Origin of the sequence: Sphingopyxis bauzanensis (assembly GCF_002205675.1) — a bacterium.
In the GTDB taxonomy this organism is placed as follows: Bacteria; Pseudomonadota; Alphaproteobacteria; order Sphingomonadales; family Sphingomonadaceae; genus Sphingopyxis; species Sphingopyxis bauzanensis.
Genome location: NZ_NISK01000001.1, coordinates 1,073,304 through 1,094,244, shown reverse-complemented (window position 1 = coordinate 1,094,244; position 20,941 = coordinate 1,073,304). Strand labels below are relative to the sequence as shown.

22 protein-coding genes are annotated in these 20,941 nt (G+C 64.4%); 13 read left to right on the top strand and 9 right to left on the bottom strand.

Annotated elements, in window-relative coordinates:
• From istA to CDQ92_RS05330, 5 genes are all read right to left on the bottom strand, one after another.
• The coding region (istA, locus tag CDQ92_RS05350) for an IS21 family transposase (protein WP_158213763.1) at positions 1-1,239 on the bottom strand (1,239 nt) is incomplete at its 3' end.
• A gap of 157 nt (positions 1,240-1,396) precedes the next feature.
• Positions 1,397-2,161, bottom strand: coding sequence for a reverse transcriptase domain-containing protein (locus tag CDQ92_RS05345; protein WP_088440282.1), 765 nt, complete (start codon positions 2,159-2,161; stop codon positions 1,397-1,399).
• Positions 2,162-2,641: 480 nt separating this feature from the next.
• Positions 2,642-3,139, bottom strand: coding sequence for a 30S ribosomal protein S9 (rpsI, locus tag CDQ92_RS05340; protein WP_088440281.1), 498 nt, complete (start codon positions 3,137-3,139; stop codon positions 2,642-2,644).
• On the bottom strand, positions 3,139-3,618 hold the full coding sequence (gene rplM / locus CDQ92_RS05335; RefSeq protein WP_088440280.1) for a 50S ribosomal protein L13: 480 nt from the start codon (positions 3,616-3,618) through the stop codon (positions 3,139-3,141). The genes rpsI and rplM overlap by 1 nt, the downstream gene beginning before the upstream one ends.
• A 528-nt stretch (positions 3,619-4,146) precedes the next feature.
• Positions 4,147-5,196 carry a COX15/CtaA family protein gene (locus CDQ92_RS05330; protein WP_088440279.1) on the bottom strand — a complete coding sequence of 350 codons (1,050 nt, stop codon included), beginning with the start codon at positions 5,194-5,196 and terminating at the stop codon, positions 4,147-4,149.
• A gap of 104 nt (positions 5,197-5,300) precedes the next feature.
• On the opposite strand from CDQ92_RS05330, the gene CDQ92_RS05325 reads away from it, so the two are divergent.
• The 6 genes from CDQ92_RS05325 to galU all read left to right on the top strand — a co-directional run bounded on the left by CDQ92_RS05325 (position 5,301) and on the right by galU (position 10,230).
• On the top strand, positions 5,301-6,293 hold the full coding sequence (locus CDQ92_RS05325; protein ID WP_088440278.1) for a M48 family metallopeptidase: 993 nt from the start codon (positions 5,301-5,303) through the stop codon (positions 6,291-6,293).
• Between the two features lie 56 nt (positions 6,294-6,349).
• Positions 6,350-6,886, top strand: a complete 537-nt coding sequence (msrA, locus tag CDQ92_RS05320) for a peptide-methionine (S)-S-oxide reductase MsrA (RefSeq protein ID WP_088440277.1) — start codon at positions 6,350-6,352, stop codon at positions 6,884-6,886.
• A 139-nt stretch (positions 6,887-7,025) separates the two neighbouring features.
• Complete coding sequence (yfiR, locus tag CDQ92_RS05315) at positions 7,026-7,571, top strand: regulatory sequestration protein YfiR (RefSeq protein WP_088440276.1); 546 nt, start codon at positions 7,026-7,028, stop codon at positions 7,569-7,571.
• A complete protein-coding gene (gene dgcN / locus CDQ92_RS05310) occupies positions 7,568-8,785 on the top strand; it encodes a diguanylate cyclase DgcN/YfiN (RefSeq protein ID WP_088440275.1) in 1,218 nt (405 codons plus the stop codon). The genes yfiR and dgcN overlap by 4 nt, the downstream gene beginning before the upstream one ends.
• Before the next feature lie 16 nt (positions 8,786-8,801).
• Positions 8,802-9,299 carry an outer membrane lipoprotein YfiB gene (gene yfiB, locus CDQ92_RS05305; RefSeq protein ID WP_229667005.1) on the top strand — a complete coding sequence of 166 codons (498 nt, stop codon included), beginning with the start codon at positions 8,802-8,804 and terminating at the stop codon, positions 9,297-9,299.
• 67 nt (positions 9,300-9,366) lie between these two features.
• Positions 9,367-10,230: a UTP--glucose-1-phosphate uridylyltransferase GalU gene (gene galU / locus CDQ92_RS05300; RefSeq protein WP_088440274.1), complete on the top strand. Its 864-nt coding sequence runs from the start codon at positions 9,367-9,369 to the stop codon at positions 10,228-10,230.
• A gap of 36 nt (positions 10,231-10,266) precedes the next feature.
• Here galU and aqpZ read toward each other — a convergent pair whose 3' ends face one another.
• Together aqpZ and CDQ92_RS05290 are read right to left on the bottom strand one after the other, a co-directional pair.
• Positions 10,267-10,992, bottom strand: a complete 726-nt coding sequence (gene aqpZ, locus CDQ92_RS05295) for an aquaporin Z (RefSeq protein ID WP_088440594.1) — start codon at positions 10,990-10,992, stop codon at positions 10,267-10,269.
• 98 nt (positions 10,993-11,090) lie between these two features.
• Entirely contained in the window at positions 11,091-12,368 is a 1,278-nt protein-coding gene (locus CDQ92_RS05290) for a methyl-accepting chemotaxis protein (RefSeq protein WP_229667004.1), read from the bottom strand.
• 206 nt (positions 12,369-12,574) lie between these two features.
• On the opposite strand from CDQ92_RS05290, the gene CDQ92_RS05285 reads away from it, so the two are divergent.
• Positions 12,575-12,880, top strand: a complete 306-nt coding sequence (locus CDQ92_RS05285; protein WP_088440592.1) for a hypothetical protein — start codon at positions 12,575-12,577, stop codon at positions 12,878-12,880.
• Between the two features lie 272 nt (positions 12,881-13,152).
• On the opposite strand, the gene CDQ92_RS05280 is transcribed toward CDQ92_RS05285, so the two are convergent.
• Entirely contained in the window at positions 13,153-14,034 is an 882-nt protein-coding gene (locus tag CDQ92_RS05280) for a hypothetical protein (protein WP_229667003.1), read from the bottom strand.
• 14 nt (positions 14,035-14,048) lie between these two features.
• Complete coding sequence (locus CDQ92_RS05275; protein WP_088440273.1) at positions 14,049-15,257, bottom strand: TIGR04063 family PEP-CTERM/XrtA system glycosyltransferase; 1,209 nt, start codon at positions 15,255-15,257, stop codon at positions 14,049-14,051.
• Positions 15,258-15,322: 65 nt separating this feature from the next.
• On the opposite strand from CDQ92_RS05275, the gene CDQ92_RS21340 reads away from it, so the two are divergent.
• From CDQ92_RS21340 to CDQ92_RS05250, 6 genes are all read left to right on the top strand, one after another.
• Positions 15,323-15,478: a hypothetical protein gene (locus tag CDQ92_RS21340; protein WP_169714530.1), complete on the top strand. Its 156-nt coding sequence runs from the start codon at positions 15,323-15,325 to the stop codon at positions 15,476-15,478.
• A complete protein-coding gene (locus CDQ92_RS05270; RefSeq protein ID WP_088440272.1) occupies positions 15,471-16,853 on the top strand; it encodes a putative O-glycosylation ligase, exosortase A system-associated in 1,383 nt (460 codons plus the stop codon). The genes CDQ92_RS21340 and CDQ92_RS05270 overlap by 8 nt, the downstream gene beginning before the upstream one ends.
• Positions 16,854-16,890: 37 nt before the next feature.
• Positions 16,891-17,901: a DNA topoisomerase IB gene (locus tag CDQ92_RS05265; RefSeq protein ID WP_088440271.1), complete on the top strand. Its 1,011-nt coding sequence runs from the start codon at positions 16,891-16,893 to the stop codon at positions 17,899-17,901.
• A 33-nt stretch (positions 17,902-17,934) separates the two neighbouring features.
• Complete coding sequence (locus CDQ92_RS05260) at positions 17,935-19,149, top strand: mechanosensitive ion channel family protein (RefSeq protein ID WP_088440270.1); 1,215 nt, start codon at positions 17,935-17,937, stop codon at positions 19,147-19,149.
• A 96-nt stretch (positions 19,150-19,245) separates the two neighbouring features.
• The gene (locus CDQ92_RS05255) at positions 19,246-19,704 is read left to right on the top strand and encodes a MaoC family dehydratase (protein ID WP_088440269.1); all 459 of its coding nucleotides are present in this window, start codon (positions 19,246-19,248) and stop codon (positions 19,702-19,704) included.
• Between the two features lie 54 nt (positions 19,705-19,758).
• Entirely contained in the window at positions 19,759-20,940 is a 1,182-nt protein-coding gene (locus CDQ92_RS05250) for an acetyl-CoA C-acyltransferase (protein WP_088440268.1), read from the top strand.
• Position 20,941: the final 1 nt, after the last annotated feature.

The following is a 20,941-nucleotide window of genomic DNA, read 5'->3' as shown; positions in this document are numbered from 1 at the left end:
AGATTCGGTCAGGATCTTCGCGAGCGTCCAGTCGGCAAAGCGGCGATGCGATGACGGCATGTGCTCGGGCAAGGTCGTATGCCGGCCATTGCCGCTGCCGCGCATGTGAACCGCGATCCGCTCGCCGCGGATGAAGATCTCGACCGTCCGCGCCGTCAGTCGCGCTTCAACCGGCTGGCGCGCATAGCGGTGGGGCACCGAGTAAAAATGATGTGCAACCTCGACATGATAATCGAGGCCCACGCGCCTGGCTTGCCATTCGGCATGAACGTAAGGCTCAGTCGGCAGCGGCGTCAGCAGCGGCGCATCGAGCTCTTCGAACAGCTGGCGACGGGTGCGACCAAACTGGCGCAGCACGCGCTCGTCGTTGAGCCGTGCGATCAGCGCTGCGATCGCGGCATTCAACTCGGCAAGGCTGTAAAATATCTGGTTGCGCAGCCGCCCGAACAGCCACCGCTCGACGATCCCGACACACGCCTCGACCTTGGCTTTGTCCCGCGGCTTTCGCGGCCGCGTCGGAAGGCACGTCGTGCCGTAATGGCGCGCCATCTCGGCATAGCTGCGATTGACCTGCGGATCGTAAAGACACGCCTTGATCACCGCGACCTTCGCATTGTCGGGCACCAGCAGTCTCGGCGCGCCGCCAAAGGCGGCAAAGGCCTGGACGTGCGCGTCGGTCCAGTCCGCCAGCGTCTCCGTCCAGGTCGCACAGGCAAAGGACAGGCTCGATGCACCCATCACCGCGACAAAGATGTGCGCAGCGCGCCTTTCCCCCGTCCGCCGATCGATGACCACACCCAGCTTGTCGCCCGCATAGTCGACATACAGCTTGTCGCCCGCCAGGTGCGTCTGGCGCATCGTCACCGGCAGACGGCCTTCCCACCCGCGGTACAGGTCGCAATACCGGCTGTAACGATAGCCGTCGGGATGCGCCTCGATATATTCCTCCCACAAAGTCTGCAGGGTCACATGCTTGCGCTTCAACTCGCGGTGCACCGCCGCCCAGTCCGGCGCGGGAAGCCGGCGGCGCCCGGGCTTGACCCCCGCCGCACCGTAAAGCTTCGCCTCAAGCTGCGCATTGTCGAGATCCGCGGCCAGCGGCCATTCGAGACCCGAGCGGTCAAACCGCTTCACCATCTCGCGCATCGTCGATTCAGCAATCCCAGCGCGCCGCGCCCTCTCGCGCACCCCAAGCCCCGCTTCCCGGTGCAGTCTCATCAGTTCGCGCACTTGGCGCATATCCATCCTCCTCGTCGGCATCAGCGGCTCCTTCCACAAAGAAGGCGCCGTTAATCGACAAGGCTCTGACATTCTCACCTGCGCGGCATCGCATCGGAATGCTGCGCATGATCAAATCGGAATGGTGCGCAGCTTCAAATCGGAATGCTGCGCGAGATCACGTCGGAATGCTGCGCACGATCAAATCGGAACACTGCGCGTGATGACCTCGGAATCCGCACACCAGCATCCCCGCTTGCAAGAAGCGCCGGATGATGGCGAGCAATCGCGTGTCGCCAATGCGCCGGGACAGACGGGCCATCAGAATGTCGTGGTTTACCCGGTCGAAGAACTTCTCCAGGTCGAGGTCCACGACAGTGCCATACCCGTCCGCCACATAGTCCCGGGCCTGACGCAGCGCGTCATGAGCGCTGCGTCCCGGGCGGAACCCGTAGCTCGATCCCGAAAAGCCCGGGTCGAGCAACGGTTCCAGGACTTGCAGAATCGCCTGTTGCACCAACCGGTCCACCACCGTCGGGATGCCCAACTGGCGCATCCCTTTCCCTCCGGCCTTGGGGATTTCTACCCCCCGGACCGGCTGCGGACGATAGCTGCCGTCGAGCAGCGAGACGATCAGCCTTTCGCGATTATCCGCGATCCAGCCACGCAGGTCGGCAACGGTCATCCCGTCAACCCCCGGCGCACCCTTGTTCGCTTTCACCCGCTTATAGGCTTGGTTCAGGTTGGCCGAACTCGCCACCTGCTCCATCATCATACGCGTCAAGGCGAGGGGCTCGGTCCATGCCGCAGGTGATTGCCGCTCCTCGCACGTCCCAGCGCCGGTTCCGCCTTTGCCAGATACGCCGTGGCGCAGCGATGCCTGCAAGATCTCATCGAAGAGATCCAGCTGCTTCCCGCTGCCTTGCTGCCGCTCCACACCCATCGAATGAACCCAGTCTTGCTCCTTGATTACCAGATTCGGCCCTTCGTCCGGTCGCCCGGACTACTATGGCCTCTGCTGACTTCTCCCAGCCCATCCTGCGACATCGCTGCCGCCGTACTCCGGTTCGTCCGGAGAGGCTGGGAGATCTCCCAGGGTAAGACGTTGATCCTTCACTCGGTCGCCGCCGGATTTACCTGCGCGCGTGTCTGTCTGAATATCGGGCGTCCCGGTCCATGGCCCAGTTACCCCACCGCACCGGCCTCATATCCGGTTCCTGTTCGTCAGCTCCGAGCTTTGCCTCCGGCTTCCTCCCCACCTCGCCTCGCGACGACGCAGTTGCCATTGGCTAGCGGTTCCGTTCAGCCGGCCCGCAAAGGACTTGCACCTCCAACATCAACGCCATGCCTGGCACACCAAAAAGGGCGGCCCATCGCTGGACCGCCCTTCCCGTTTCCCGATCCGTCGATCGAGGAAAGTCGTTTAACGCTTCGAGAACTGGAAGCTGCGGCGGGCCTTGGCCTTGCCGTACTTCTTACGCTCGACGGTGCGGCTGTCACGGGTCAGGAAGCCGGCCGACTTTACCACGCCGCGCAGCGCGGGTTCGAAACGGGTCAGCGCCTGCGAAATACCGTGCAACACGGCGCCCGCCTGGCCCGACAGGCCGCCGCCCTTGACGGTGGCGACAATGTCATAGCTACCGATGCGATCGGTCAGACCGAAAGGCTGGTTGATCACGAGGCGCAGCGTCGGCCGTGCAAAGTACACTTCCTGGTCGCGGCCGTTGATCGTGATCTTGCCCGTGCCGGGCTTCAGCCACACGCGGGCTACGGCGTCTTTGCGGCGGCCGGTCGCATAAGCGCGGCCCTGCTTGTCGACGATCTTCTCACGCAGCGGCGTGGTCGAGACCGGAGCTGCGACAGTGCCTTCAACGGCGCCGCCGAGATCCTTGAGATCGGTCATGGTCTGTTCGTCAGCCATTATGCACCCACCTTATTCTTGCGGTTCATCGACGCGACGTCGATCACTTCGGGGGTCTGCCCTTCATGCGGATGTTCGCTGCCGGCGAAAATGCGCAGGTTGCGCATCTGCTGACGGCCGAGCGGGCCACGCGGGATCATGCGTTCGATGGCCTTTTCGAGCACGCGCTCGGGGAAACGGCCTTCGAGGATCTTCGCCGGGCTGGTTTCCTTGATGCCGCCGGCATAGCCGGTGTGCTTGTAGTAACGCTTGTCCTGCAATTTCTTGCCGGTGAACGCCACCTTCTCCGCGTTGATGACGATGACATTGTCACCGCAATCGACGTGGGGGGTGAACGACGGCTTGTGCTTGCCGCGCAGAATGTTGGCGATGATCGATGCAACGCGGCCCACAACGAGACCCTCGGCGTCGATCAGCACCCATTTCTTTTCGACCGTGGCAGCGTTCGCCGATACGGTCGTCTTGGTCAGCGCCTTCATCATGGCACGCTCCTTGACAGATGGGACTGGGCGATGGAGCGATGCTCCAAGGCCCGAAACAAACCGCGCCGCCTAATCCATGATGGACGCAGCGGCGCTTCGGAGCGGGCCAATGACGTCAAGTGGGCGGAAAGTCAAGCAGATCGCGGCTTTGCTGACGGGTATTATGATACCCTATGCTTCACGGAGCAGGCTCGAGCGCCCGTACCCGCACTTCGACGAGCGTCCGTCCCGCGCCCTTGGGCTCGGCAATCCAGCTCTGTCACCGTTCCCGCATCACTAGCCCGGCGGCGGTAGGGTCCACACATGGTCGATCTGCAACCGCGGGGCGTCGCGGAGTCGATCCGTCGCAAGACCGATCGCAGCTGATAGCCGCGGCCGATGCGGCGCGTCGTGACGCGATAGGTCATCGGCCGATCGACCGGCGGGCAAATTGAGACCCCGCGGCTGCCTGTGCCGGGACATCGCCTTGCGCGGGCAAGGGCAGAGCGACCAGCAGCAGCGCGCTGCCGAAACCGCCGAGCAGCATCATGCGGCGGCGCGGCCCAGCCGGTGCAGCGCTGCGGCGGCGATAGCAACGAGGATGGCGCCCACCACCTGATGCGCGACGGCGACCCACATCGATACGCCCGACACCACAGTCCAGATCCCCAGCAGCATCTGCACCGCAACCACCGCGACGAGCAGCCCGGCTTCCCGCTTGGCCCCGAACCGCGACAATCTGCGCGCGAACAGCAACAGCGCCAGCCCCGCGATCCACGACCACCAGCGATGCAGGAAGTGAATCAAGAAGGGATCATTGGTCAGCGCCAACCATGGGCCGCCAGCCCAGTCGATGCCTTCGGGGACGAAATGATCGTTCATCAATGGCCAGCTGCTGGCGACGAACCCGGCGTTCAACCCGGCAACCCAAGCGCCAAGCAACAGCTGGATGAACAGGATGGCGATGACCGCGATGCCACCCCGGGTGAACCGCGCCGGCCGCGCGCCCGTATCCCGCGCCAGCGCATCAAGGTCACGCGCGGTCCAGACCAGGCCCGCAAGCAAGAACAATGCGGTCAACAAATGTGCCGCAAGGCGGAAATGGCTGACATCGGTGCGATACTCCAGTCCCGACGCGACCATCCACCACCCGAGCGCGCCTTGCAGTCCGACGAGCGACGTCAGCGCGAACAGGCGCACGCCATAACCCGCCGGGATCGCGCGGCGCCAGGCGTACCAGGCCAGCGGCACGACCATCGCCAGGCCGACCACGCGCCCCAGGATGCGGTGCAGCCATTCCCAGAAAAAGATCGCCTTGAACCCCGCCAGCGTCATGCCGAGGTTGATCTCTTTATATTCGGGGATCTGCTTGTATTTCTCGAATTCCGCGATCCAGTCGGCCTCGTTGAGCGGCGGCAGCACGCCCGAGACCGGCCGCCATTCCGTGATCGACAGCCCCGATTCGGTCAGGCGCGTGATCCCGCCGACCCCGACCACGATGATCACCAGCAAAGCGACTGCCCACAGCCAGCGCGCAAGCGCGGCGGGGCGGGGTTGGTGGGCGGCGGGAGAGGACAAGGTCGAGGCGTGCGTCATCGCTCCGCCCTATCGCCGCTTGGCCTTCGATAGGCAAGCGCCGGGCAAATGCGACCAACGGGAAATTCATGGCCGCGACAGGCGCACGTTGTTAAGCGGGACCGATGCTGCATCATGCTTCCACCCTCGTTGTCGCTCTGTCGCTGCTGGTCGCTGTGCCAGCGGGTGCCGCGACGCCCGCCGATCCGTCGCCCTATGTTTCGTTTGCGGCGCTGGAGGCACGCGTCGCGGCGATCGGATTTCGCCTGACCACCGCCAATGCCGCATGGTGCCCGGTGCAGCAGCCGCAGTTCGGCTGGATCTGGGGCGACCCGCGGCTTTATGATGCGGAACGACGGCCCGAAGCACTCGCCGCCTATGGCGCGGTGGACCGCGACGACCCATTTATTGCGGCGATTGCGCCGACCTCGCCCGCAGCTGCGGTCGGGATGCGTGTCGGCGTCGCTGTCATCGGGATGCAAGGCGGCGCCGTGCCCGATGGCGCGGACGCACATCCTTTCGCGCGGATTACCGCAATTGAGACATCGCTCGCGGCGCTCCCGCACACTGCTCCGCTCAGGCTCGACACCGGCGATGCGCGCGCGCTGACCCTCACCCCCATCGCTGGCTGCGTCAGCGATTTTCGCGTCGAGGCGAGCGAGAAAGCGGGGGCCGTCGCCGATGGGCGGATGGTGCTGGTGAATCAGGGGTTGGTCCAATTTGCGCAGGACGATGATGAGTTGGCCGCGGCAATCGCGCACGAGCTGGCGCACAATATCCTGCGCCACCGGGCGCGCCTTGATGCTGCGGGGGTCGATCGCGGGTTGGGCAAACAGTTTGGGCGCAGCGCGCGGCTGTTCAAGCAGACCGAAGTCGAGGCCGACCGGCTGTCGGTGTGGCTGCTCGCGGGGGCCGACTATGATCCCGGCGCGGCCGCCCGTTTCTGGCAGAAGTTCGGTCAGCGCAAAGGCCGTCCGATGTTTCAGGCGGCATCCCATCCGGGTTGGCGCGACCGTGTCGCTGCGCTCGAAGCCGAGGCCGCGCTGATCGCAGCGGCGCGCGCTTCGGGCCAGCCGCTGCACCCACCGCTGATCAACGCACCGGCGCCCTTGGAATAGCGCCGCGCTCCTCCTATTTTGGGGGCATTCGCTTCTCCAGTCCAAGGATCGACGCCATGACCCAAGAAACCGCCATTTTTGCCGGAGGCTGCTTCTGGTGTACCGAAGCGGTGTTCCAATCGCTCGCCGGCGTCGAGACGGTCGAAAGCGGCTATATCGGCGGCCATGTCGCCAACCCGACCTACAAGCAGGTGTGCGGCGGCGAAACCGGCCATGCTGAGGCGATCCGCATTACCTTCGATCCAGCGGTCATCAGCTATGATGACCTGCTCGACGTCCATTTCGCCACCCATGACCCGACGACGCTCAACCGCCAGGGTAACGACGTCGGCCCCCAATATCGCAGTGCGCTGTTTCCGCTCGACGCCGCGCAGGGCGACGCGGCACGGGCGGGCATCGAACGGGCGCAGGGCGACTGGCCGACGCCGGTCGTCACCACGATCGAGCCGGTGTCCGACTGGTACCCGGCCGATGATTACCATCAGTCCTATTGGGATGGCGAAGGCCAGCGCAATCCTTACTGCATGGCGGTTATTCCGCCGAAGCTGGCGAAACTGCGCAAGGGGTTTGCCGACCGGCTGCGCACCGGATAGTTAGCCGCAGCACGGTGCGCCAGCTGTTGCCAAATGGCCGCATGACGTCACTTTTCATTGACTTTCCAATCCTTTTGACTAGCGGACGCCCCCGCGCTGGGGCAGACTAGGGTCAAGCGCAGGTGGGGGTCGCTGCAAAGTGCTGGCATCACTGTTTCTGATTGGCGCGTCGCTGACGACGCCCCAGATGTCGGCTCAGGCGGCAAGCCAGACGATTGTTGAAGACAGCGAAGACGGCATGGCGCGCGCAGTCAACCGGATGGTCGGCGGTATCGTCAGCTATGCGCGCTGGCCCGACGAATCGCCCGATGCAGCGCGCGTGATGTGCGTGATCGGGACTCCGCGGCTGACCAATCGCATGGCACCCGACGTCCCCGGCGCCGGATCGGTGCTGGTGCGCCGGTTGAGCGCGGCCACGGTGACTGGCCGCTCCGACTGCGACATCCTGTTCCTCGGTCGCATGGCGATGGCCGACCGGCGGCAACTGATCGCGTGGGTCCGCGGCCGTCCGATCCTGACGATCACCGACGACGACGCGGCGTGTATCTATGGCGCCATGTTCTGCCTGAGCAATCGCGCGGCGAGCCTCAGCTTTTCGGTCAATCTCGACGCCATCGGGCGCGGTCCGCTGCGGATAGACCCGCGGGTGCTGAGCATCGGCCGCAGCGCCGGAGGCCCCACATGACGGGCCAGACCCCCGAACGGATTGGCGCGCGCACGACGCTGCAAAAGCTTCTGTCGCGCTTTCATTTCGGCATTACCCTGTTCGCGGTCGCGCTGTCGGGCCTGACCATTTTGCTCGCCGGCGTGTCGGCCCTGCGCGGATATGCCGATCGCAATATGGAACTGGCCGCGCAACTCGGCGCCTATGGCGTCGAACCCGCGCTAGTGTTCAATGACCCGCAGGCGGCGCGCGAAGGGTTAGAGCCGCTGACCCGCATTCCCGGGATCGCCCGGCTGCGCGTGCTCAATGATCGCGGCCAGCCGCTCACCCAATGGACCTCGCCGATGGCCGACCCCGCGCCACTGCTGACCCGCATGTTTTTCCCTCGCCCCTTCGCGGTGACCGTTGAGCGCAACGGATCGGCGATCGGCACGATCGAGGTGTGGGGCGATAGCTCGACCTTGATCGACTATGTCCGCATCGGGTTGCTCGCCGGACTCGGTTGCCTGCTCATCACCGCGCTCGGCACGATCTTTCTGGCGCGGCGGTTCGAATATGAGCTGGTCAAGCCACTCAACGAGATTGCTACCGTCGCGCATGACGTGCGCCTGCACCGCCGGTTCGACAAGCGCGTCAAACCTTTGGGGATTGCCGAGCTCGACCGACTGGGCGGCGACATCAATGCGTTGCTCGACGAATTGCAGGGCTGGCAAGGAAACATGGAGAGCGAGCGAGCGTTGCTGGCCCACCGCGCCTCGCACGATACGCTGACCGCCATGCCGAACCGCGATGCCTTCGACGAGCAGCTCGCACAGCGCATTGCCGCCGCCGACGCGCGGGGCGAGCGCTTTGCCCTGCTGTTTATCGACGCGGACAATTTCAAGGTGGCGAACGACAGTTTCGGTCACGCTGCGGGCGACGCGGTGCTGGTCGCGCTGTCGGCATGCATCAAGGACACGCTGCGCAAAGGCGACTTCGCGGCGCGCATCGGCGGCGACGAATTCATCGTCATCGTCGATCCGCTCGACGCCGACACCGTCCCCGGCGATCTGGCGAAGCACATCCGGGCCTGCGTCGCGCAACCCATCGTGCTGCCCGGCGGCGAAACCTATCGTGCGTCGGTCAGCGTTGGCGGCGCCGTTTATCCCGACGACGGAAGCGATGCGACAGCGCTGCTTACCGCCGCCGACGCCGCCATGTACGCCGACAAATTGAGCAACCGTTCCCGCGTATGACCACCGGAGTATCGCCGTGACACAGACTTTCCCCCACCTCATCAGAAGCCTGCTTCTTATCGTCTGCGCGTCGCTGCTCGCCGCCTGCCAAAGCGTGCCGCAGCAGAGGGGATTCACCGCCGAACAAGTCGCCGTCCTGAAGGCCGAAGGCTTTGTCGAAGATGGCCCCGGCTGGGCACTGAGCATGCCCGAACGGCTGCTGTTTTCGACCGATGAAAGCAGCGTCCCGGCCGAGCAACAGGCGCGGATCACCGACATCGCGAGCAAACTTGTCTCGGTCGGCATCACGACTGCGCGCGTCGAAGGCCATACCGATTCAACGGGCACCGCCGCCTATAACCTCACGCTGTCTAACGCGCGCGCGCAGGCCATCGCCGCGCCTATGCAAGCGGGTGGGATGCAGTTCACCCCCGACCAGATAATCGGCCGCGGCGAAGCCGTGCCGATGTCCAGCAACGACACCGAAGAAGGCCGCCAGGACAATCGCCGGGTCGTGGTGATCGTGACACCGTAATCGACCCGATGAATCAACTCAGCCGCGCCGCTTTTCTTGTGCGCTCATCGCGGCTAAGGCCCCGCCCATGAAACCGATCCGCAAAGCTGTCTTTCCCGTCGCCGGTCTCGGCACCCGTTTCTTGCCCGCAACCAAGGCGATCCCGAAGGAGATGCTGCCGATCGTCGATCGCCCGCTGATCCAGTACGCTGTCGACGAAGCCCGCGAGGCGGGGATCGAGCAGATGATCTTTGTCACCGGCCGCGGCAAGAGCGCGATCGAGGATCATTTCGACATCGCGTTCGAGCTGGAAAAGACGATGTCCGAACGCGGCAAGGATCTGTCAGTGCTCGAGCCGACACGGCTTGGCCCCGGCAACTGCGCCTATGTCCGCCAGCAGGAGCCGCTGGGCCTCGGCCACGCGATCTGGTGCGCGCGCGCGATCGTTGGCGACGAACCCTTTGCGATCTTCCTGCCCGACGAGTTCATGCACGGATCGCCCGGCTGCATGAAGCAGATGGTCGATGCGTACACCCAAGTCGGCGGCAACCTGATCTCGGTGCTCGAAGTGCCGCGCGACCAGCTGTCCTCCTATGGCGTGATCGCGCCCGGCGCGCGCGACGGCTCGCTGACCGAAGTCACGGGGCTGGTCGAGAAACCTTCGGTGGCCGAGGCGCCGTCGAACCTGATCATCTCGGGCCGCTATATCCTCCAGCCCGAAGTGATGCGCGTGCTTGAGGGGCAGGAGAAGGGTGCGGGCGGCGAGATCCAGTTGACCGACGCGATGGCGACGATGATCGGCACCCAGCCGTTCCACGCCGTGACCTTTGATGGCGCGCGCTACGACTGCGGGTCGAAGGCCGGGTATATCCAGGCCAATCTCGCAGTGGCCCTGCAACGCCCCGACATCGCCGCTGAGGTCCGCGCCTTTGCGGTCGATTTGTTGAAGTAGACCGGCGGAGGCGCCCTGCCCCCGCCGGACCGGCGATTATTCGCCTTCGATATTCGGTTTCGGGAAGGTGTCGGCGCCCAGCGTCTTGTAGAGCAGACCGCCCACTGCGCCGCCGATCAGCGGGGCGAGCCAGAACAGCCACAATTGCTGGATCGCCAGCCCGCCGACCACCAGCGCCGGACCGGTGCTGCGCGCCGGGTTGACCGAGGTGTTGGTGACCGGGATCGAGATCAGGTGGATCAGCGTCAGCGCCAGGCCGATAGCGAGCGGCGCGAAACCTGCGGGCGCGCGACCGTCGGTCGATCCCATGATAATCCACAGGAAGAAGGCGGTGAGCACGATTTCGATCAGGAACGCCGACCAAATGTCGTAGCCGCCCGGCGACCCGGCATCAAAACCGTTGGCGGCGAGCCCGTTGGTCGCCAGATCATAAGCGGGATTGCCGCTGGCGATGTAGAACAGCAGGAACGCCGCGATGACCGCGCCGATCACCTGCGCGCCGACATAAAGCGGAATGTCGCGTGCGTCGAAGCGTCCGCCCGCCCACAACCCGACGGTAACCGCGGGGTTCAGGTGGCAGCCGGAGATATGGCCGATCGCATAGGCCATGGTGACGACGGTCAGGCCGAAGGCGAGGGATACGCCGAGCAATCCGATGCCGACATCGGGAAACGCCGCCGCCAGCACCGCGCTGCCGCAGCCGCCGAAGACAAGCCAGAATGTGCCGATCAACTCGGCCAAGCCTTTTTGCATATTCGTCATATGACCCTCCTCCCCACCGGTGGCCATGGACGCCGCCGGCGCCGGGTCATCCTATCAGGGCTGGGCAGGCGAGCAAGTCTTTGCAGCGACGCCGGATTTCAGGCGGCCGCGACCGCTTCGACGAAGTGGCGCGCGCGCTGGTCTAACGAGCGTGCTGCCTCCGACAGTCCCGCGGATAATTCGCCAAGTGCCTGCGCACCGTCGCCGACCGCGGTGGCGCCGTGTCCGATTTCCTGGACACGCAGGTCGATTTCACGACCTGCCGAGACCGCCTGTTCGACATAGCTCGCAATCATGAGCGTCGTGGCGCTCTCCCCGTCGACCGCACTGTCGATCGCGTCGGAGAAACCATTATTGGCGTCGATCGCGCGTTCCACCTCGCCAAAACCGGCCGCCACCTGACCGACAATGTCGCGGATATGATCGACATATTGCGCAATGTCACCTGCGGCGACACGGGTCTGGCTGGCCAGCGTCTTCACCTCCGACGCCACAACGGCAAAGCCGCGTCCGGCCTCTCCCGCATGTGCAGCCTCGATCCCGGCATTGAGCGCCAGCATGTTGGTGCGGCTTGCCATGTCGATGATCAGCGCCAGCATCTGTTCGATCGACTGGCTGGCAGTCTTGAGCGCCTCTGCCCGTTCGCCCGCCTGTTGGACTTTGCGATGCGCCTCGCCGCGAATGGCGCGGGCGCGGGAGTCATCGTTGACGATCTTTGCCATCGTCGCCGCCAGCGCACGACCGCGGTCGCCCAGGTCGTGCAGCCCCGTCAGCGTTTGCGCCGTCGCCCCCGCCACCGTCACCGCGTCACGCCCCGTCTGCCGCGCGCGATCGGACAGGGTGGCAGAGAAAGTTTCGACCTGATGCGCCATGTCGGACAACACCGCGGTAAGCGCCGTAATCTCTTGCTGAAACCGGCGCCCGGCGTCGTCGACCTTTGTCGCTCGCGCCGCGCCCTCCCGCGCCAGTTCGACGTCGCGCAGCATCGCCAGTTTGGCGAGCTGGCCGCTGTCGAGCGTCTCGACGAAGCGGCCGCGGTCGACCAGGATCAACTCGCCGCGCCCCCGCCCCTCTGCCGCGATGCGCAGCAGTTCGGTGGTCGATCGCGAGACATCGGCGGTGGAGCAGGCTTCGATCATTGACGTGATTGACCCGCCGATCGTCGGATTCTGCATCAGCGAGAACCAGAAGGGGCAGAAGAGCAATTCGCGCACCCGCTGTTCGCGGATGATGCCGATCGGGCGCGCGTTCGCATCGAGCACTGCCAGCGCGCGCAGGTCAGGATTGCCGCGAAACAGCTCGATCACTTCGGCCATGTGCGCGTCGGTGGCAACCGCGGCGGCGTGGCCCGATGATGGTAACAAAACATGGTCCATAACGGGCTTGGTCTTTCTTCGCGCTGCGACTGCTGGTGCGCGGCTCGGCCTAAGCGAAGTTGGTAAACACGACTTTAACCATTTGTTTCCATGCTGTGACACAGGGCCACAAGGTGGAGGCGACCCGTCGCAATATTCTGTTCAGATCGCGCCCGCTATGCGATGAGGCGGCGCACCGATCGGATAGCGACGGCGAGGAGAAGACCATGCGTGCCATCATCACCGCCCTTGCTGCGCTGCCGCTGCTCACCGGGTGCATCAGCGCGGTGAAAACCGTGGTGACCGCGCCGGTCAAGGCGGTTGGGCAGGTCGCCGACTGGACGACGACAAGCCAGGACGAATCAGATCGCAATCGCGGCCGCGAGATGCGCAAGCGCGAGGAACAGCTCGGCAGGCTGTCGCGCCAGCGCGACAAGGCGGCCGAGAAATGCCGCGGCGGCAATGAAGACCAATGCCAGCGCGCCGAAGTACTAGACCATGAAATCGAAGCGATGATGGCGGCGCCTCGGTAGGGGGGCGGAACGCTGCCTGATCCTCCTGTCGCGCAGGGATGGGGAGGAGGCAGCGTGAAGCGCTGACGGAGGGGCTTTGGCTGATCTCGCCGCCCTTCCACGATCGCCTGCGGCGACGACATGAACGGTCAGCGCCGCGATACAGACGAGTTAGGCGAGGCCGAATGGCCGCTGCCCGGTCATGTCGTCGCCGATGTCGTGGTGGAATGCGGCAAGCCACCAGACGCATTGCAGATCGAAATTCTCACGGTGGAAGACGAAGGGTGGGGAGGTCAGCCCACCGCTTCGCGCGTCATCCGTTGCAGGGTGCTGAGCGCGGCTTCGAGCGCGAAGTCCACTTCGGGATCCGGTTCGACGGTGGTGCCGTCCGGCGCAGCCATGTCAGCGGTCTCGGTCGGTTCGCGGCGGCGCGCCAGGCCCGCTTCGAGCCGCGCGACCATCGCGCCGAGCGAATTGTCGGCGGTGGCGGCGGACAGCGGCTTTGCCGTCATCTCGGCGGGTTGCAGCCAGGGTTCGTCACCGGCGGCATGGTCTTCGGGCGCGAGATCGGCGAGCACCAGTTCGCCGGCATGTGGCTCGGCAAATTCGTCGAGCCACGGATCGGCCTCGGCGCTGTTTTCGGCGACAGCGAAATCGGCGTTCAGCGGCCCCAGACCGCCGGCGGGCAGATCGCGACCGGCGCGGATCGGCGGGCGCAGCGGATCGTCGGGATGCAGATCGACGCGGCGGCGGCGGGTCCAGAAGGCGTCGCTATCCTCGTCGGCATCCACCGTGGACTCGCGGCGGAAGCGCGCGCGTAGCGAGGACAGTCCCGCAGCTTCGGGCTCTGCGATCAGCAACGCGAGCAGCCCCGCGATCAGCGAGGCGATTGCGGCCATGCCAAGGGCCAGGATCAGCCGCGCAGCATTGCCGACCGGCGGCACGAAATAGTCCGACAGCCGATCAAGATAGAGGTTCCAGGCGATCCCCGCGACCCACGACATCGGCATCACCGCGGCAAATAGGAAGGTCAGCGCCGAGGCGCCGATCACCGCGGGTATGGCGGGGCGCAGCGTGCGAAGGACCGCGCTTGCCTTGCCTTGGCCGGGATTGTCGCTGGTCTCGTCCATATTGTCCAATTCCGTGCGGCCCGTGCGGGGCCAAAATGTCGTCATCCGGGGCGGCGCGCTCAGGCGGCGCCGCGCAGCAATCGCTGGTAAACCGGCTCGTAACGTAAAATGTTTGATGACCAGTTACGATGGGTTTCGACAAAAATACGTGCGGTGCGCCTTCGGTCCGCCCAAATGCCTCGATTTTCGAGCAGCTTCGCCAGCGCATCGGCGATGGCTTCGGGATTGTCGGGGGCGAATAGCGTGCCGGTGACGCCATCTTCGATCAGTTCGCGGTGGCCGCCGACGTCGGACGCCGCGACCAGCTTGCCCTGCGCCATCGCTTCGAGCGGTTTGAGCGGGGTGACGAGGTCGGTCAGCCGCATCTTTTTGCGCGGATAGGCGAGGATATCGATCAACGAATAATAACGCTCGACCTCCTGATGCGGCACCCGCCCGACGAAATGGATCTGCGCCGCCGCAGACGATGCCGCGGCCTGCGCCTTCAGCGCCGCCTCCATCGGCCCGCCACCGACGAGCAGCAGCCGCGCTTTGGGCTGCGCCGCGACGAGTGCAGGCATCGACGCGAGCAGGTCGTCGATGCCCTCATAATCGTAGAAGCTTCCGATATAGCCGATCACCGCATCGTCGGCGGCTACCCCCAGCGTGTCTGCCAGCGCATCGTCGCGCGGCGGAGGATCGCCGAATAGGTCGAGGTCGACACCGTTGGGTGACACGGTGATTTTGGCCGGGTCGATGCCGCGCGCGATCAGATCGCCGCGCAGGCCTTCGCAGATCACCGCGACCGCATCGGCGGCTTTCACCGCGTGCGTCTCCAGCTTTTTGGTCAGCCAATAGCGCAGGCTGCCTTCGCGCCCCGTGCCGTTGCCAACCGACGCATCCTCCCAGAAGGCGCGAATTTCGTAGATGACGGGGATGCCGAGCTTTTTGCCGACGCGCAGCGCCGCGAGCCCGTCCAGCACGGGCGAATGCGCGTGAAGCACGTCGGGTCTCCAGTCGCGCGCGAGCGCCTCGACCCGCCGGGCCAGCGCGCCGATTTCGCGCCATTCGCGGATCGGCGCGCGCGCCGGGGCGATCGGCGCGGTGCGGTAAAAGGTCAGCCCGTCGACGGTCTCGCCGTCCGGTCCCGGTTCAGGGTGGCGCACCCCGGTGACCCCCGCGACATCCCACCCCTTGGCCACCTGTGCCTTCATCAGCGCACGCGTGCGAAAGGTATAGCCGCTGTGCGTCGGCAGGCTATGATCGAGGACATGTAGGATGCGGGTCATGGGCTAGCGCTTTGACATACTAGCCTTAACGCAGCGTCAACCCCGATCGCGTAGCGGGAGCGAACATGGTCGACAATTTTTCCATCGGGTTGACGCACGTCTTGATGGCGATTGCGCTCTGGCGCCTGCTGCACCGCGACGATCTCGACCGCGAGGTCAGCCCGCGCGCGCAGTGGCAGCAGCGCCGCGACGCGGAAGCGGACGACCGCCCCGATGCGTGATATTGCGTTCGTCGCCTTTCTCTTTGCTTTCATCGGGCTCGGTTTTCGCAAGCCGTTCCTGTTCGTGCTGTGCTTTTGCTACATCGACATCGTCGCGCCGCAGCGGCTGAGCTATTTCCTGATCAATTCGATCCCGATTTCGTTGATCGTCTTCGGGCTCGCGATCACTGGCTGGCTGGTCGCCGACGACAAAAGCGATACGCGCTGGTCGGGACGGCAATTTCTGCTCGTCGCGCTGCTTGTGTATTGCGGGCTAACGACAATGCAGGCCGATTTCCCGGTCGAAGCAGCCGACAAATGGAGCTGGGTTTGGAAGGCGCTGATCTGGGCGATTTTCCTGCCGCTCACCCTGCGGACCAAGCTGCGGATCGAAGCGCTGGCGCTGATCATGCTGCTTTCAGCCGCGTCGATCGCGATCGCCGGCGGAATCAAGACCGCGGCGGGCGGTGGCGGCTATGGCACGCTGCAATTGCTGCTCAACGAAAATTACGGGCTGTACGAGGGGTCGATCATGTCGACCGTCGGTATCGCGATCATCCCGCTGATCCTGTGGTACCGCCGCCACGGGACGATCTTTCCCTCGGACTGGCGGGTGACCCTGTTCTGCTTTGCGCTGTGCATTGCGTGTATGTTGCTGCCGATCGGGACACAGGCGCGCACGGGCCTTGTCTGCCTGGCGGTACTTGCGGTGCTATCGTTGCGCGCGGTCAAGAATCGCTTCCTCTACATTGCCGGTGCCGGGCTGCTGGCAATCGCAGCCATCCCCTTCCTGCCGCAGAGCTTCACCGAGCGCATGGAAACGATTCAGGGGTACAAGTCGGATCAGTCAGCATCGACCCGCGTCGCTGTTTGGGCCTGGACCTGGGACTATGCTAAGGAAAATCCGTTCGGCGGCGGGTTCGAGGCCTATATCCAGAACCGGCTGCGCGTCGAAACCACGGGGTCGGGTTACGACCCCGACCAGCCGCAAAATGCCGACGCGACCGTACATGACGAACAATCGCGCGCATACCACTCGAGTTACTTCGAGATGCTGGGCGAACAGGGCTATCCGGGGCTCGCACTGTGGCTGCTGCTCCATATCGTCGGCATTGCCCAGATGGAGCGGCTCCGCCGACGCTATCTGAAAACGCGGCGCGGCGAGGAGCAATGGATCGCCCCGCTCGCGACCGCGCTTCAGCATGGCCATATCATCTATATGGTCGGGTCGTTGTTCGTCGGCATCGCGTTCCAGCCCTTCATTTATATGATGCTGGCGCTCGAAATCGGACTGTCGACCTATTGCCGCCGCCGGGAACAGGAGGCCGGATGGCGCCCGTTGATGGCGCGTCCGGCGCAGGTTCCAGCGCGCCATTCGCTGCCCGACGCGCGCTGAGGTGGAACCAAAAGGCGGCGCAGCGCGCTAATGCGCCATGCCCTCCCCGCGCCTGATCCATGTCGACGACGGCCTGCCCGGCATCACCCGTGAGCGCGTTGGCGATGGGTGGCAATACCGCGATACCACGGGCAAGATCATCCGCGACCGCGATGAAATCGCGCGGCTCAACGCGATTGCCTTGCCCCCGGCGTACGAGGATGCCTGGTATTGCCCCGCCGCCAACGGCCATATCTTGGCCACGGGATATGACGCACGCGGGCGCAAGCAATATCGCTATCACCCCGATTTCCGGCTGGCGCGCGAGGCCGACAAATATGATCGCTGCGCCGCCTTTGGCCATGCGCTGCCTTTGCTGCGCGTCCGGCTGGTGGACGATCTGGCGCGGCGTACCTTGTGTCAGGAACGCGTCGTCGGTGCTGTTGTCCGCCTGCTCGACCTTGCGGCGCTGCGCGTCGGTAACGAGCAATATGCTGCGGCGAACAACAGCTTCGGCGCCACGACGCTACGCCAGCGCCACGCCAAACTGACTGGCCAAACGCTTCGCCTTCGCTATCGCGCCAAAGGCGGCGCAAAAAAGGAGGTCGCCATCAGCGACCGCAGCCTGACGACGCTGGTAAGGCGGCTGCAGGATCTGCCAGGGCAGCATTTATTCCAATATGAGGAGAATGGCGATGTCTGCACCGTCGCGTCGGAAGATGTGAACGCCTATATCCGCGAGGCGATGGGTGATGAATTCAGCGCCAAGCATTTCCGCACCTGGTCGGCCAGTGTCGAAGCGTTTTCCTTCCTGTACGATGCGCCCGAACCACCCACGCTCAAAGCCATGCTGGAACATGTCGCGGCCCGGCTGGGCAATACCCCTGCGGTTGCGCGCAAGGCCTATGTCCATCCGGCGATGATCTCGGCGGCGCAGGAGCGCGGCGATTTTGCAGCGGCGGTGGGACCGTTGCCGCGCGTCGCCAAATATCTTTCGCGTTACGAACGCGGATTTTTGGCCTATCTGGAGCGCGCGCCTGACGCCGCGGCGCTGCTCCGTATCGCCTGACCCCCCATCAAAAGAGGCCCACAAAGCTCAGCTATGACTTTTTCTATCGTTGCCGCCGCTCAAACCGTCCCAGCAAAAGCTGCCGCTGCCGAACCGGTCGCTGCCGCAAATACCAATCCGCTCCAGGATATAAGGGTCTGGTGGGATAGCAGCGTCGCATGGGTCGAAAGCCATTGGCTCCAGATCGGAATCGCGATCGCGGCAGGCCTGGTCATCTATTTCCTGTTGTCGATGATCCGCGGCTTTGCGCTCAAACGCGCGCAGTCGGCGCCCGGACAGTTCACGCTCACCGACATCGTCGGCCGCGTCATTCACAAGACCAAGTCTTTGGTCCTGGCGATCATTTCGATCCGGCTGGTTGCCGGCTATGCCGAGCCGCCCGCACTCGTCCTGCAGATCATCCAGTTCGTCTTTACCGTCGCGGTCGTCATGCAGGTCGCAATCTGGGTGCGCGAGATCGTTCTTGGGTTGATCCAGCGCCGTGCGGCGGAGGGACATAACGAAACGCTGTCAAACGCGATGGGGATCATCCGCCTGCTGATCAGTGTTGCGCTTTTCGCCATCGCGGCGATCGTCATTCTCGACAATATGGGGGTCAATGTCACCGGCCTCGTCGCCGGCCTCGGTATCGGCGGCATCGCGATCGGGCTGGCGGCGCAGGGTATCTTCTCCGACCTGTTCGCGTCGCTGTCGATCATCTTTGACCGGCCGTTCCGCGTCGGCGAAACGATCAAATATGACACCAGCATCGCGACGGTCGAGCGCATCGGATTGAAAAGCACGCATTTGCGTTCGATCAATGGCGAGTTGCTCGTCATCTCGAACACCAACCTCCTCTCGAAAGAGATCACCAACTACGCCAACCTCCATCGTCGGCGCGTCCAATATGCGATCGGGGTGGTTTATCAGACGACGCCCGAAATGCTGCGCGCACTCCCGCTGCTGCTGAAGGCGCAGGTCGAGGGCGAAGGCCATGAATTCATCCGTTCGAGTTTCATCGGCTTCGGCGCCTCCAGCCTCGATTTCGAACTGGTTGTCGACGTCCACAGCGATGATTATAACGAAGTCATCGCGGCGCGAACCGAGATCGGCATCCGCCTGTTCGAAGAATTGACGCGCGCCGGTTACGATTTCGCCTATCCGACCCAGACGACCTTCACCGCGGCGCCCGACGGCACGATGATTCTGCCCTATGCCGAAAGCGTCACGATGAAGACGCCCAAGCCCGCGAAGACAGCAGCCACCTGACGCTACGGCGACGGGGCGCGGCGGCTTGGCCCTTGTGCAACCCCGCCGGACGCGCCTAGAAACCGCCGCTCAACAAGCCAGTCTAGGGGATGAGCGATGGCCACAATCACGCCGCAGGAATTGCAGACCAAGGTCGGTGAGCATCTCGGCACATCCGATTGGGTGCTCGTCGATCAGGAGATGATCAACAAGTTCGCCGACGCTACCGGCGACCACCAGTTCATCCATATCGACGAGGAAAAGGCCAAGCTGACCCCGTTCGGCGGCACCATCGCGCACGGCTTTCTGACCCTGTCGCTAATGCCGATGCTGGGCCAGAGCACCGACGGCCCCAAGGTCGGCGGGGTCAAGATGGGCGTGAACTATGGCTGCAACAAAGTCCGCTTCCTGTCGCCGGTCCGCTCGGGCAAGCGCGTGCGCAGCCACATCAAGCTGCTCGAGCTGGAAGAAAAGCGCCCCGGCCAATGGCAGCAGACCAATGAAGTGACCATCGAGATCGAGGGCGAGGAAAAGCCCGCATTGATCGCCGAGTGGATCAGCCAGTTTTTCGTTTGAGCGCCGCCCTCCCCGGCAAAGATTTTCTCAAACTCTTCGAAAAGGAATATTACCATGCGTGACGCCGTTATCGTTTCCACCGCTCGGACTCCGCTGACCAAGGCGGGCCGCGGTTCGTTCAACAACACACTGTCGCCGACGCTCGGCGCCTTCTCGGTCAAGGCGGCGGTCGAGCGCGCTGGCCTCGAAGGCGGCGAGATCGACGACGTCGTGTTCGGCGCCGCGATGCAGCAGGGGTCGCAGACGATGAACGTCGCGCGCCTGATCGCGCTGCGCGCCGGCCTGCCCGTCACCGTCCCGGGCATGTCGATCGACCGTCAGTGCTCGTCGGGCCTGATGACGATCGCGACGGCTGCGAAGCAGATCATCGTCGACCGTCAGGACATCTGCGTCGCTGGCGGCATCGAGAGCATCTCGAAGGTCAGCGGCAGCGGCAAGGTGTTCATCGAGACCGACGCCGAGCTGATCGCGATGCACAAGGACACCTACATGCCGATGATCGGCACCGCCGAGGTTGTCGCCAAGCGTTACAATATCAGCCGCGAAGCGCAGGACGAATATTCGCTGCAGTCGCAGCAGCGCACCGCCGCGGCGCAGGCTGCGGGCCTCTTTGCCGATGAGATCATCGCGTGCCAGGCGACGATGGCGGTAATGGACAAGGAAACCAAAGAGGTTTCATTCAAAGAGGTCACCGCCGACAAGGACGAATGCAACCGCGCCGACACCACCCTCGAAGGCCTGTCGAGCCTGAAGCCGGTGATGGGCGAAGGTCACACGATCACCGCGGGCAATGCCAGCCAGCTCGCCGACGGTTCGTCGGCGTGCGTTGTGATGGAAGCCAAGGTCGCCGAAAAGCGCGGTCTGACCCCGCTCGGCCGCTATGTCGGCATGGCGGTCGCGGGTACCGAGCCCGACGAAATGGGCATCGGCCCCGTCTTCGCGATCCCCAAGCTGCTCGAACGCTTCGAGCTGAAGATGGACGACATCGGCCTGTGGGAACTCAACGAAGCGTTCGCGGTGCAGGTGCTCTATTGCCGTGACAAGCTCGGCATCCCCAACGAACTGCTCAACGTCAACGGCGGCTCGATCTCCATCGGCCACCCGTTCGGCATGACCGGCGCGCGCTGCGTCGGCCACGCGCTGCTCGAAGGCAAGCGCCGCGGCGTGAAATATGCCGTCGTCACCATGTGCATCGGCGGCGGTCAAGGCGCAGCGGGCCTGTTCGAGGTCTTTTGAT

What these genes read in the sequence shown, in the direction of transcription:
- dgcN (WP_088440275.1), top strand. Translation starts at nt 7,568, where the DNA reads ATGACGGGCCAGACCCCCGAACGGATTGGCGCGCGCACGACGCTGCAA.
- CDQ92_RS05265 (WP_088440271.1), top strand. Translation starts at nt 16,891, where the DNA reads ATGCCCTCCCCGCGCCTGATCCATGTCGACGACGGCCTGCCCGGCATC.
- CDQ92_RS21340 (WP_169714530.1), top strand. Translation starts at nt 15,323, where the DNA reads ATGGTCGACAATTTTTCCATCGGGTTGACGCACGTCTTGATGGCGATT.
- rpsI (WP_088440281.1), bottom strand. Translation starts at nt 3,139, where the DNA reads ATGGCTGACGAACAGACCATGACCGATCTCAAGGATCTCGGCGGCGCC.
- galU (WP_088440274.1), top strand. Translation starts at nt 9,367, where the DNA reads ATGAAACCGATCCGCAAAGCTGTCTTTCCCGTCGCCGGTCTCGGCACC.
- CDQ92_RS05260 (WP_088440270.1), top strand. Translation starts at nt 17,935, where the DNA reads ATGACTTTTTCTATCGTTGCCGCCGCTCAAACCGTCCCAGCAAAAGCT.
- msrA (WP_088440277.1), top strand. Translation starts at nt 6,350, where the DNA reads ATGACCCAAGAAACCGCCATTTTTGCCGGAGGCTGCTTCTGGTGTACC.
- aqpZ (WP_088440594.1), bottom strand. Translation starts at nt 10,992, where the DNA reads ATGACGAATATGCAAAAAGGCTTGGCCGAGTTGATCGGCACATTCTGG.
- CDQ92_RS05345 (WP_088440282.1), bottom strand. Translation starts at nt 2,161, where the DNA reads ATGGGTGTGGAGCGGCAGCAAGGCAGCGGGAAGCAGCTGGATCTCTTC.
- rplM (WP_088440280.1), bottom strand. Translation starts at nt 3,618, where the DNA reads ATGAAGGCGCTGACCAAGACGACCGTATCGGCGAACGCTGCCACGGTC.
- CDQ92_RS05325 (WP_088440278.1), top strand. Translation starts at nt 5,301, where the DNA reads ATGCTGCATCATGCTTCCACCCTCGTTGTCGCTCTGTCGCTGCTGGTC.
- CDQ92_RS05270 (WP_088440272.1), top strand. Translation starts at nt 15,471, where the DNA reads ATGCGTGATATTGCGTTCGTCGCCTTTCTCTTTGCTTTCATCGGGCTC.
- CDQ92_RS05250 (WP_088440268.1), top strand. Translation starts at nt 19,759, where the DNA reads ATGCGTGACGCCGTTATCGTTTCCACCGCTCGGACTCCGCTGACCAAG.
- CDQ92_RS05280 (WP_229667003.1), bottom strand. Translation starts at nt 14,034, where the DNA reads ATGACGACATTTTGGCCCCGCACGGGCCGCACGGAATTGGACAATATG.
- CDQ92_RS05285 (WP_088440592.1), top strand. Translation starts at nt 12,575, where the DNA reads ATGCGTGCCATCATCACCGCCCTTGCTGCGCTGCCGCTGCTCACCGGG.
- CDQ92_RS05330 (WP_088440279.1), bottom strand. Translation starts at nt 5,196, where the DNA reads ATGACGCACGCCTCGACCTTGTCCTCTCCCGCCGCCCACCAACCCCGC.
- CDQ92_RS05255 (WP_088440269.1), top strand. Translation starts at nt 19,246, where the DNA reads ATGGCCACAATCACGCCGCAGGAATTGCAGACCAAGGTCGGTGAGCAT.
- CDQ92_RS05290 (WP_229667004.1), bottom strand. Translation starts at nt 12,368, where the DNA reads ATGGACCATGTTTTGTTACCATCATCGGGCCACGCCGCCGCGGTTGCC.
- CDQ92_RS05275 (WP_088440273.1), bottom strand. Translation starts at nt 15,257, where the DNA reads ATGACCCGCATCCTACATGTCCTCGATCATAGCCTGCCGACGCACAGC.